Origin of the sequence: Pseudomonas sp. CFBP 8772 (assembly GCF_014841665.1) — a bacterium.
GTDB lineage: Bacteria > Pseudomonadota > Gammaproteobacteria > Pseudomonadales > Pseudomonadaceae > Aquipseudomonas > Aquipseudomonas graminis_B.
In genome coordinates, this window is sequence record NZ_JACYUI010000004.1 from 1 (window position 1) to 12,039 (window position 12,039).

The window sequence follows — 12,039 nt, forward strand, 5'->3', positions numbered from 1 at the left end:
TACCTGAATCGAGAGCGTGATCCTGTAAACAGACAAGCTGCTTAAGATCTAAAGCGACAACTACGTTGACACACACCGAAAGCACTAAAAGTAACCAAAAGTGCCTGCTCTCGGCTGGGTCCCTCCTCCGTCGGGATTCCCTCACTCCGACGATGCTCCGTGGGCCCGCGCCGAACGGACATCCATGTCCTGACGGCGCTCTCGCCGCATCCATGCGGCTCGACCCACTCCGCACCGCCTGCGCTCGGCCTGCACCAAAGTCGCGTTTTGCGGTGTCTGGACTTTTGTGTAGGAAGATCAAGAGCGGCAACAGCAACAGCAACGGCAACAGCATTTGCGAGCAAGCTCGCTCCCACGGGGAGAGAGCCAGGCCAGCAAAATAGTCAGCGCCCACACCGGCCTCTTCCCGGCTAAAGCCGGTCCTACAAAAAGCACACTGCGTACCCCCGTAGGACCGGCTTCAGCCGGGAAGCTTTTGATCTTGATCTTGATCTCAAACACAAGAGTTTCAGACGACATCAATCGCGACTTGGGTGCAGGCTGAACGCAGGTTTCGCGGAGTAGGCCGAGCCGCATGGATGCGGCGAGAGCGCCGTCAGGACATGGATGTCCGTTCGGCGCGGGCCCACGGAGCGAGACCGGAGTGAAGGAACCCGACGAAGTCGGGCCAAACCGAGAGCAAGCACCCTTGGTTACTTGGGGTGCTTTTCCAAGTAACTCGCCGAAGGCGAAACAGTCTGCCCCCAGGCAGACGCTTTTGATCTTAAGGATCTTGATCTTGATCTTGATCTCGATCAAAACACCTTTTGGCCTGTAAACTCCCGACCATTGCTGCCTGGAGTAACCTATGCGCGAAGAGTTGAATCAGGGCCTTATCGATTTCCTGAAGGCCTCCCCCACCCCCTTCCATGCCACCGCCAGCCTGGTCCAACGCCTCGAAGGCGCCGGCTACCAGCGGCTCGACGAACGCGAGCCTTGGTACACCGAAGCGGGCGGCCGCTACTACGTCACCCGCAACGACTCCTCCATCGTCGCCTTCAAACTCGGCCGCCTGTCGCCCCTCACCGGCGGCATTCGCCTCGTCGGCGCCCACACCGACAGCCCGTGCCTGCGCGTCAAACCGCAACCCGAACTGCAACGTCAGGGCTTCTGGCAACTGGGCGTCGAAGTCTACGGCGGCGCCTTGCTTGCGCCATGGTTTGACCGCGACCTCTCCCTCGCCGGCCGCGTCACCTTCCGCCGCGACGGCAAAGTCGAAAGCCAGCTGATCGACTTCAAGCTGCCCATCGCGATCATCCCCAACCTCGCGATCCACCTCAATCGCACCGCCAACGAAGGCTGGGCGATCAACCCGCAGACCGAACTGCCGCCGATCCTGGCCCAAGTCGCCGGTGACGAACGCCCTGACTTCCGCGCCCTGCTGACCGATCAACTGGCCCGCGAGCACGGCCTGAATGCCGACGTCGTTCTCGACTACGAACTCAGCTTCTACGACACCCAAAGCGCCGCCGTCATCGGCCTCAACGGCGACTTCATCGCCGGCGCCCGGCTCGACAATCTGCTGTCCTGCTTCGCCGGGCTGCAAGCGTTGCTCAATGCTGATGGTGACGAGACCTGCGTGCTGATCTGCACCGACCACGAAGAAGTCGGCTCGACGTCCGCCTGTGGCGCCGATGGCCCGATGCTCGAGCAAGTGCTGCAACGTCTGCTGCCGGAAGGTGACGACTACGTCCGCACCATTCAGAAATCCCTGCTGATCTCCGCCGACAATGCCCACGGCGTGCACCCCAACTATTCCGAAAAGCACGACGCCAACCATGGCCCGAAACTCAACGCCGGCCCGGTGATCAAGGTCAACAGCAACCAGCGCTACGCCACCAACAGCGAAACCGCCGGTTTCTTCCGTCACCTGTGCATGGCCGAAGAAGTCCCAGTGCAAAGCTTCGTCGTGCGCAGCGACATGGCCTGCGGCTCGACCATCGGCCCGATCACTGCCGGCCACCTCGGCGTTCGCACCGTCGACATCGGTCTGCCGACCTTCGCCATGCACTCGATCCGCGAACTGGCCGGCAGCCAGGACCTGGCGCATCTGGTGAAGGTGTTGTCGGCGTTCTATGCGAGTGCCGAGTTGCCGTAATCTCCCGAATCACGTTGCGGCGCAAGCCGCAATGCGCAAAAGCTTCAAACGCGGGAAGCTAAAGGCCACGGAGGCCTGGATTTGATCTCGCGTTTTTTGTGCACGCCCGGCAACCCAAATTAAACAGCGCACACCCGACACCCATATCAAATGGAAATACATGCTATCGCGACTTAATCTAAACGTGACAGCCATGTATCTGGACGCCATGCATATCGCTAACCTAGAGTTGAAATGCGTTCACCATCAATGCAAAAGGAAAAGCATCATGGCTAATCAAAACAGTGGTTCGACAAACAAACCCATTATAGTGATCATCCGCTCTGTCGGCGAAGACATTGAAAGAGGTGGATCCTGCGGCGCCAATGTAGATTTGTATGGTAGTGCGGAAAAAAACGTCACGATCGAAATCAAAGATCAAACAGCTATATTATCTGCTACGCAATCAGATCAATACGGCGCGTGGAAGGTCACACTTGATAACCTTCAACATGGCTTACATGTGTTTGCTGCAGGCGATGCGGCAAGCGGAACTGTGTCGGACAGCTATGAAGTAGGTTATCCAAAACCACCAGAGCCAAATTAATAATATCTTTAAAGGAGTTTGATTTATTTACTCTTTCTCCCGCCTTTTTCAGAGAATAGATTAATGACGGTGATGCACCGTAAATAATTCAGCCCCCTTCTAAAGGGGATAATTGAATCAGTGGCGTTGAGCGCAGGCCGATCCATTTCCTTCACAGGTCATGGAAACGGCCTGCACATCGCGCTGTCCCGGACTTCACAATTCCCCCTCGCCACACCCCCCATCCCCTCGTAAACTCATCCGCCTCTGCTTGACCCGGCATGGCTCCCAAACCACGCCATCCCAAGCGCCTGTCTATTCGAGGTCTGTTTCCAGGTGATCGCTCCCACCCGCCTTTCCGTTCTGCCCCGCCTGTTTTTGCTCTGCCTGCTGGCGCTGTTCCCGTTTGCGTTGACCCACGCCGCTGGCCTGCCAAGTCTGCTCAGTGGCGGCGACAAGACGCAGCCTCAGGCCCAGGAACCGCTGGGGCAGTCCCTGGACGAGGTCATCACGTCGCTGGAAAACGATCAGCAGCGCAGCAAGTTGCTGCAAGACCTGAAAAAGCTAAGGGACGCCACCAAAAAAGCGCAGCCAACCGTGGAGCAAGGCGTACTGGGCCTCATCGGCAGCTCGCTTGCCGAGCTGGAAAAACAGTTCACCGGCACCGACAGCCCGCTCAGCCGCTGGGCGGATGAGGCGGGGATGGCTGAAGACGAGCTGATGGCGCTGATGCTGCCGGCCAACCAGTGGTGGCCGATCATCTGGGGCTTTGCCGTGGTGCTGGCGATCTGGGGCCTGCTGGCGGCGGCGTTGATCTGGCTGGGCCACAAGGTGCGCTTGCGCTTCGGCCTTTCCGCCGAGCTTCCGCAGCACCCGCGCCTGTCGGACATGCTGCGCTTCGCGCTACGCAAGCTGGGCCCTTGGCTGGTGGCGCTGGTCATCACGATCTACCTGAGTTATTCGCTGCCGCCGTCGCTCGGCCGCGATCTGGCGATGGTGCTCGCTTACGCGTTGGTCGTTGGCACGCTGTTCTCGGCGGTGTGTGTTATCGCGTTTTCACTGCTGGACGGGCCGCACCGGCATCGGGCGCTGTACATCCTGCGGCATCAGGCGTTTCGGCCGCTGTGGTGGATCGGCAGCTTTGCCGCGTTCGGCGAGGCGTTGAGCGATCCGCGCCTGGTCGCCAGCCTTGGCGTGCACCTGGCGCACACCGCCGCAACCCTGGCCAATGTCATGGCCGCGCTGTCCACCGGCCTGTTCATCATTCGTTTCCGGCGCCCGATCGCACACCTGATCCGCAACCAGGCCCTGGAGCGCCGCCTCAAACGCCGCGCCCTGAGCGACAGCATCGAGGTCCTCGGTACGTTCTGGTACCTGCCGGCGCTGGTACTGGTGGGCGTCTCCCTGTTCGCCACGTTTTTCTCTGCGGGCGACACCAGCACTGCATTACGTCAGGCCCTGATCTGTACAGTGCTGCTGGTGATGTGCATGGTCATCAACGGCCTGGTGCGGCGTCATTCACTCAAGCCAAGCCACGCTCACAAGCGTCACGCCCTGTATTCGGACCGCCTGAAGAACTTCTTTTATACCGTTGCGCACATGCTGATCTGGCTGGTGTTCATCGAACTGGGCCTGCGAGTCTGGGGTTTGTCGTTGATTGGCTTCGCCGAAGGCGACGGCCGCGACATCAGTCTGCGGCTGATCGGCCTGGCGGCCACGCTGATGTTTGCCTGGCTGATCTGGATTCTTGCGGACACGGCGATTCATCACGCCCTCACCCGCTCGCGCAAGGGCCTGGCCAATACCCGCGCGCAGACCATGATGCCGCTGATCCGCAACGTGCTGTTCGTGACCATCTTCATCATCGCGTTGATCGTCGCGCTGGCGAACATGGGCATGAACGTGACACCGCTGCTGGCCGGTGCCGGTGTGATCGGTCTGGCCATCGGTTTCGGCGCCCAGTCGCTGGTGGCGGATTTGATCACCGGGCTGTTCATCATCATCGAAGACTCCCTGGCCATCGACGATTACGTGGACGTCGGCGGCCACCTGGGGACCGTGGAAGGCCTGACCATTCGCACGGTGCGCCTGCGCGACATCGACGGCATCGTCCACACCATCCCGTTCAGTGAGATCAAGAGCATTCAGAACTACTCGCGGGAGTTCGGTTACGCGATCTTCCGCATCGCCATCCCGTCGAGCATGAACATCGATGACGCCCTGAAGATGATCCGCGACGTCGGCCAGAAGATGCGCACCGACCCACTGCAACGACGCAACATCTGGTCGCCGCTGGAGATTCAGGGGGTGGAGAGTTTCGACGCGGGCAACGCCATTCTGCGCGCGCGCTTCAAGACCGCGCCGATCAAGCAGTGGGAAGTGTCGCGGGCGTTCAATCTCTCGCTCAAGCGTTATCTGGATGAAGCGGGGATGGATCTCGCGACCCCTAGATTGAGCGTGCAGGTCAACACCAATGGTGGCAGCGTAAGTGAGGTGCGTGGGAAGAAGGGTGACCCGGCAGGCTGATGTGTCAGTGTCAGCCTGTCGACCATCGCTGAGAGTGACGCTTGGTGGAGCCTCTGTCGGAAATCGGCCTCGGGGCTATCTCGCTGATGACCCAAAACACGATTCAGAACTCCCACATGCCGGGGCAGCTACTCAAACGTAAACGTATCGACTAAAAACCAATCTCCGCGAGCCGTTTTAAATACCATCTCTCTAATACCCACGGCAGAGAATGTACTTTCAGTCACATAGGGGCTCTCGGGGGGTAATACCACTATCCCCAATGGCGAACCCTCATGATTATAAAAAGATACCTGGTGATCCCTCTCGTTCGTAGCGCGGCACCAAAAACTCACTTTAGAGCAACTCCCTCTCAACTTCACACTGACGGTCTGACCCGGTGGCTTTGGATTTCCGCCAGTAAATTTTGCATGGAAGTTCAGCGTCTGCCTTTCTATCTTTCCGGGATAATTGGTGCCCGCAGGCAAGATGCCTACATTACCCACACCTTCTAAAAACGTAATCGTCATCATCGGCGTTTCGATGCTTTGACCAACTGAGATCATGGTATCTGGAAGCGAATCGAAATTCTCAACGCCCACCAGCGCACGCTCAACCTGTAAGGCCCACGGGTCGGAAACAGTCGTACCGTCTGCTGTCTTTGCAATAAAGCTGTGAGCCCCCTCCTCCAGCCCTGAAACATTCTTTTCCCACACGCGGCCGCTCACTGGGACAAATCCCAGCGAAACACCGTTATCAAACAACTCCACCTGGGCATCGGCGTTGCTGTCAGCCCCGTTGGCTTCTTTTAACTGGACCTGCCGCTCCATAATGAATTCCTTTCCATGGCGTTAGCTGAATGATGGATAACGCTATCAGTGTGACGCAATACATGCATTTGGCAACGGCAGCTCAAGAACCCGCGAATGAGCAAACGCAGCCAGAGATCCGATCATGCGACATGATTCACTTTAAAAATCATAAACATAAAGAATAAAGCTATTCAAATTCGAAATAATGTTAATTTCAAATTGATCTTATAAGCATAAATTAAGGGCCAAGCAGAGCGCCTGATGTGGAGTACGAAGCTCACAACACAACTTCACCAAAGGAATTCAAATATCCGCCACCACTGCGCTCACGTGAATCGCGTCGTGGCGCCAATATTCCAGATCGCAATCGATCAGCCGGCCGCGCTGGTCGTGATTGACCCGGGCGATGCGCAGGCCCGGGCTGCCGATGGAGACTTTCAGCGCTCCCGCCGCTTCCATGGGCAGCGCGGTGGGCACCATTTCGAAACGCACTTGGCCATAGCGAATGTCGTAATGGCTGGCGTAGAGCTCGGTCAGCGACTGGTTCAGGTCCAGATCAAGGATCTGCGGGAAGTAATCGGGGTTGAGGTAGTGCTCGACATAGAGCACCAGCCGTTCATCAATGCGACGGGCGCGGCAGATCTGGATCACGCTGGACAGCGCCGGCAGCTGCAGTAACCCGCAGATGACCGCCGAGGCCGGTTGCAGCCGCGCGGATATCACCTGGGTCGCGGGCACCCGCCCCTGAGCCTGAACCATCGCGTGAAAGTGGCTGCGGCGCATCAGGTCATAGGCCAGTCGCGGCGGTGAAATGAACCAGCCGCGCCGCTCCTCGCGGTAGATCAAGCCCCGCGCCTCAAGCTGCACCAATGCCTCGCGCAAGGTAATGCGGGTGGTATCGAAGACCTCGCTCAGCTTGCGCTCGGCCGGCAACTTGCTGCCCGGCGGCAGCAGACCGTGCTCGATCTGCTCTTGCAGCGCATTGCAGATGGTCGTCACCGCTCGGGGCATTTCTTCGCGCATTGCGTTACCTATCTGGACTAGACCAGCGCTATTTAAGGGCAAGGTCGCTCGCTGACTGGCCCGTTTCGGTGCTCCAGAGCCTAGGCAGCGTAGATGACCGTTGCGTGACATTCCAGCCGGGAGCGGCGGCAACGCCGGACTTCAGGAAATCGTCAGGGCCTTTCAGATCAGGCGCTTGAGCATGGTCTACGCTCATTTCACAGCGATTGCCCGGGTTGTGGCTTGCTCCAGCAAGAGTCGGTCCAGACACGAAAGCGTCATGTTACTGGCCTAACTTGGCTCAGGTATTGCTGACCTAGACCAATCATCCGCAACGAACACTTCTATGAGTCCGTCGAGAAGTGCACAAAGGAGCTTCGAATGAAACACCTTTTGCTGGCATCACTCCTGGGTTCGGCCATCGCGCTGAGCACGTCGGCCATGGCCGCCGACACCGACCTCAAAACCCTCGAAGCCGCGGCCAAGGCCGAAGGCGCGGTCAACAGCGTGGGCATGCCCGATGACTGGGCGAACTGGAAAGGCACCTGGACCGACCTGACCGCTAAATACGGTCTGGTGCACATGGACACCGACATGAGTTCGGCTCAGGAAGTGGCCAAGTTCGATGCGGAAAAAGACAACGCCAGCGCCGACATCGGCGACGTGGGTGCCGCCTTCGGCCCGATCGCTGTCGCCAAGGGCGTCACTCAGCCCTACAAGCCGAGCACCTGGGCGCAAGTGCCTGACTGGGCCAAGGATAAGGAAGGCCACTGGGCGCTGGCCTACACCGGCACCATCGCGTTCATCGTCAACAAAAAACTGTTGCACGGCTCCGACGTACCGACCAAATGGGCTGATCTGAAAAACGGCAAGTACAAGGTCACCATCGGTGATGTCAGCACTGCGGCCCAGGCTGCCAACGGCGTACTGGCCGCTGCGATTTCCATGAAAGGCGATGAGACCAACCTCGCGCCGGGCCTGCAACTGTTCACCGAACTGGCCAAACAAAAGCGCTTGGGCATCAACAACCCAACGATCCAGTCGATGGAAAAGGGCGAAGTGGAAGTGGGCGTGGTCTGGGACTTCAACGGCCTGAGTTACAAGGCCAAGATGACCAATCCTGACGACTACGTGGTACTGATCCCGTCCGACGGCTCGGTGATCTCGGGCTACACCACGATCATCAACAAGTACGCCAAGCACCCGAACGCCGCCAAGCTGGCCCGTGAATACATCTTCAGCGACGCCGGGCAGATCAACCTGGCCAAAGGCAACGCACGCCCGATCCGCGCCGAGCACCTGACATTGCCGCCAGAGGTCCAGGCCAAGCTGCTGCCTAACGAGCAGTACAAGAACGTGACGCCGATCAAAGACGCTGCGGCCTGGGAAAAATCCTCGAAAGCCCTGCCACAGCAGTGGAACGAGCAAGTCATCGTCGAGATGCAGTAATCCTCAACGGCTAACGCAGCCCCCTTGTAGGAGTGAGCTTGCTCGCGATGTCGGTGTGTCACTCGACCTGTCTGTCGCAGGCATACCGCGATCGCGAGCAAGCTCACTCCTACAGTGATGTTTGGCGATCCACCCTCCGGAGATGCCATGAAACACAACGTCATCCTCATCCTGCTGGACGGCCTGAGTTACAGCGTGGCGCAACATGCGATGGGGCATTTGCTGGCCTACCGAAACGCAGGCCGCGCGGCGTTGTACAAACTCGAATGCGAACTGCCGTCGCTGTCCCGCCCGCTGTATGAATGCATCCTGACCGGCGTGGCGCCCATCGACAGTGGCATCGTGCACAACCAGGTTTCCCGGCTTTCCAGCCAGCGCAGCGTGTTTCACTACGCCACCGACGCCGGGCTGACCACTGCCGCTGCCGCGTACCACTGGGTCAGCGAGCTGTACAACCGCAGTCCGTTCATTGCCGCACGCGACCGCCACACCGACGATGCCGAATTACCGATTCAGCACGGGCACTTCTACTACGTCGATCACTACCCCGATTCCCACCTGTTCGACGACGCCGAGCATCTTCGAACAGCGCACGCGCCGCACTTCTTGTTCGTCCACCCGATGAACATCGATGACGCCGGCCACAAGCACGGCCTCGACACCCCGCAGTACCGCAACAGCGCGCGTACCGCCGACATCATTCTCGCCGAGTACCTGCAGCGGTGGCTGGATGCGGGCTATCAAGTGCTGGTGACCGCCGACCACGGCATGAACAACGACCGCTCCCACAATGGCGTGCTGCCGGCAGAGCGCGAAGTCCCGCTGTTCGTGCTCGGTGACGCCTTCAGCCTCGACCCCGAGGCGCGACCGAAACAGAGCGAGATCTGCGGCACCGTCTGCGCGCTGCTCGGCGTACCCCACGACAAACCCTTGTGCAGAGAGGTGCTCAAGTGAATTCACTAAGTCGCGGCAAATGGCTGGGGCTGTTGTGCCTTGTGCCGTTTGCGGTTTTTTTCATCGCGTTTCAGATCGCGCCGCTGGCCTGGGTGGCGATCAACAGCCTGCAATCAGACGCCGGCTGGGGCATCGACAACTTCATCAAGGCGTTCAATTCGCGTTTCTACCGCCAGGCCATGCAGTACAGCCTGGAGATCAGCTTCTGGTCGAGCCTGATCGGCATCATCATCGCAATCCTGGGCAGTTATTCCCTGCGCAAAGTGCCGTCGCGGCTGAGGGATTTCGTCAGCGCCTTCGCCAACATGACCAGTAACTTTTCCGGCGTCCCGCTGGCGTTTGCCTTCATCATCCTGCTCGGTTTCAACGGCGCGCTGACGCTGATTCTCAAACAGGCCGGGATCATCGATGACTTCAACCTGTACTCGAAAACCGGCCTGATCATCCTTTACACCTACTTCCAGATCCCCCTGGGCGTGCTGCTGCTCTACCCCGCTTTCGACGCGCTGCGCGAAGACTGGCGCGAGTCGGCGTCACTGCTGGGCGCCAGCGGCTGGGATTTCTGGCGGCACATCGGCATTCCGGTGCTGACCCCAGCGCTGCTCGGCACCTTCGTGATCCTGCTGGCCAACGCGCTGGGCGCCTACGCCACGGTGTATGCGCTGACCACTGGCAACTTCAACGTCTTGCCGATCCGCATCGCGGCGATGGTGGCGGGCGACATCACGCTGGACCCGAACATGGCCAGCGCTCTGGCGATGATTCTGGTGGGGATGATGACGCTGGTGACCGTCGTGCATCAGTGGCTGTTGAAGAGGAGCTACCATGTCTCGCGCTGAACGCCGCCCGCCGGGGCTCTACCACCGCGTCGTGGTGTACCTGCTATTTCTGATCCTGCTCGCGCCGCTGCTGGGCACCTTTGTGTATTCGATCGCCACCAGTTGGTCGGCGACGATTTTGCCCGACGGCCTGACCTATAAATGGTACGTCGCGCTGTGGAGCGATCCGCGTTTTTTGCGCGCGTTCGGCCAGTCGCTGCTGGTGTGCGTCGGCGCGCTGGCGCTCTCGGTGGTGCTGATTCTGCCGCTGCTGTTCGTCGTGCATTACCACTTTCCCAAGCTCGACGCGCTGATGAACATCCTCATCCTGCTGCCCTTCGCGGTGCCGCCGGTGGTGTCGTCGGTGGGTCTGTTGCAGCTCTACGGTTCGGGGCCGCTGGCGATGGTCGGTACGCCGTGGATTCTGATCGGCTGCTATTTCACCGTGGCGCTGCCGTTCATGTACCGGGCGATCACCAACAACCTGCAGGCGATCAACCTGATTGACCTGATGGACGCCGCCCAGTTGCTCGGCGCCAACACATTTCAGGCAGCGTTTCTGGTGGTGCTCCCGAACCTGCGCAAGGGCCTGATGATTGCCCTGCTGCTGTCGTTCTCGTTCCTGTTCGGCGAGTTCGTGTTCGCCAATCTGCTGGTCGGCACCCGCTACGAGACCCTGCAGGTGTACCTGAACAACATGCGCAACAGCAGCGGTCACTTCAACAGCGCGCTGGTGATTTCCTACTTCTTTTTCGTACTGCTGCTGACGTGGGCGGCCAACCGACTGAACAAGGACAAAGACTGATATGAGCTTCGTCAGTGTCGAAAACCTGCAGAAGAATTACGGCAGCACGGCGGTCTTCAGCGACATCAATTGCGACATCCGCAAGGGCGAATTCGTCACCCTGCTCGGCCCGTCCGGGTGCGGCAAGTCCACCTTGCTGCGCTGCATCGCGGGGCTGACGCCTGTGACCAGCGGCAGCATCTTCCTTGACGGCAAGGACCTGGTGCCGGTGTCGCCGCAGAAGCGCGGCATCGGCATGGTGTTCCAGAGCTATGCGCTGTTTCCCAACATGAACGTGGAGCAGAACGTCGCGTTCGGCCTGCGCATGCAGAATGTCAGTACCGATGAAATGAAGCAGCGGGTGGCCGAGGTGCTGAAGCTGGTGGAGCTGAACGAGTTCGCCACGCGCTACCCGCATCAGCTGTCGGGTGGGCAGTGTCAGCGTGTGGCATTGGCGCGATCGCTGGTGACCCGCCCTCGCCTGCTGCTGCTCGATGAGCCGCTGTCGGCCCTCGATGCGCGCATCCGCAAACACCTGCGCGAGCAGATCCGTGCGATTCAGCAGGAGCTGGGCCTGACGACGATTTTCGTGACCCACGATCAGGAAGAAGCGCTGACCATGTCCGACCGGATTTTCCTGATGAATCAGGGCCGGATCGTGCAGAGCGGCGACGCCGAAACCCTGTACACCTCGCCGGTCGATGCGTTCGCCGCCGGCTTCATCGGCAACTACAACCTGCTGGAAGCCGACGCCGCCAGCCGCCTGATGCAGCGCCCGATCAACAGTCGCGTGGCGATTCGCCCGGAAGCGATTCAATTGAGCCTGACCGGTTCGCTGGAAGGCGAAGTGCGCAGCCACAGCCTGCTGGGCAACGTGATCCGCTATCGCGTCGAAGCTCGGGGCGTGGAGCTGGTGGTCGACGTGCTTAACCGCTCGGCCAGCGACTTGCACCCGAACGGCCAGCGCGTCACCCTGCACATTGAAGCGTCGGCGTTGTGTGAAGTCGCATGAA

General features: G+C 59.6%; 10 protein-coding genes. 8 read left to right on the forward strand and 2 right to left on the reverse strand.

Features of this window, described 5'->3' with window-relative positions; all coding sequences use genetic code 11:
- Window positions 1-847 precede the first annotated feature (847 nt).
- From IFT99_RS09910 to IFT99_RS09920, 3 genes are all read left to right on the forward strand, one after another.
- Window positions 848-2,137, forward strand: coding sequence for a M18 family aminopeptidase (locus tag IFT99_RS09910; RefSeq protein ID WP_192132015.1), 1,290 nt, complete (start codon window positions 848-850; stop codon window positions 2,135-2,137).
- 268 nt (window positions 2,138-2,405) lie between these two features.
- Window positions 2,406-2,723: a hypothetical protein gene (locus IFT99_RS09915; RefSeq protein WP_192132017.1), complete on the forward strand. Its 318-nt coding sequence runs from the start codon at window positions 2,406-2,408 to the stop codon at window positions 2,721-2,723.
- A 315-nt stretch (window positions 2,724-3,038) separates the two neighbouring features.
- Window positions 3,039-5,228: a mechanosensitive ion channel family protein gene (locus IFT99_RS09920; protein WP_342214616.1), complete on the forward strand. Its 2,190-nt coding sequence runs from the start codon at window positions 3,039-3,041 to the stop codon at window positions 5,226-5,228.
- Between the two features lie 128 nt (window positions 5,229-5,356).
- On the opposite strand, the gene IFT99_RS09925 is transcribed toward IFT99_RS09920, so the two are convergent.
- Together IFT99_RS09925 and IFT99_RS09930 are read right to left on the reverse strand one after the other, a co-directional pair.
- On the reverse strand, window positions 5,357-6,037 hold the full coding sequence (locus tag IFT99_RS09925) for a hypothetical protein (RefSeq protein WP_192132018.1): 681 nt from the start codon (window positions 6,035-6,037) through the stop codon (window positions 5,357-5,359).
- Between the two features lie 285 nt (window positions 6,038-6,322).
- Window positions 6,323-7,042, reverse strand: coding sequence for a UTRA domain-containing protein (locus IFT99_RS09930; protein WP_065986856.1), 720 nt, complete (start codon window positions 7,040-7,042; stop codon window positions 6,323-6,325).
- A gap of 360 nt (window positions 7,043-7,402) precedes the next feature.
- Between IFT99_RS09930 and IFT99_RS09935 the strand changes: the two genes are divergently transcribed.
- The 5 genes from IFT99_RS09935 to IFT99_RS09955 all read left to right on the forward strand — a co-directional run bounded on the left by IFT99_RS09935 (window position 7,403) and on the right by IFT99_RS09955 (window position 12,038).
- The gene (locus tag IFT99_RS09935) at window positions 7,403-8,470 is read left to right on the forward strand and encodes an ABC transporter substrate-binding protein (protein ID WP_065986855.1); all 1,068 of its coding nucleotides are present in this window, start codon (window positions 7,403-7,405) and stop codon (window positions 8,468-8,470) included.
- 147 nt (window positions 8,471-8,617) lie between these two features.
- Window positions 8,618-9,424 carry an alkaline phosphatase family protein gene (locus tag IFT99_RS09940; RefSeq protein WP_192132020.1) on the forward strand — a complete coding sequence of 269 codons (807 nt, stop codon included), beginning with the start codon at window positions 8,618-8,620 and terminating at the stop codon, window positions 9,422-9,424.
- Window positions 9,421-10,263 (forward strand): ABC transporter permease, encoded by an 843-nt coding sequence (locus IFT99_RS09945; RefSeq protein WP_065986853.1) that lies wholly within the window; start codon window positions 9,421-9,423, stop codon window positions 10,261-10,263. Before IFT99_RS09940 ends, IFT99_RS09945 begins: the two co-directional genes overlap by 4 nt.
- Window positions 10,250-11,047, forward strand: coding sequence for an ABC transporter permease (locus IFT99_RS09950; RefSeq protein WP_192132022.1), 798 nt, complete (start codon window positions 10,250-10,252; stop codon window positions 11,045-11,047). The genes IFT99_RS09945 and IFT99_RS09950 overlap by 14 nt, the downstream gene beginning before the upstream one ends.
- Window position 11,048: 1 nt before the next feature.
- On the forward strand, window positions 11,049-12,038 hold the full coding sequence (locus IFT99_RS09955) for an ABC transporter ATP-binding protein (protein ID WP_192132024.1): 990 nt from the start codon (window positions 11,049-11,051) through the stop codon (window positions 12,036-12,038).
- Window position 12,039: the final 1 nt, after the last annotated feature.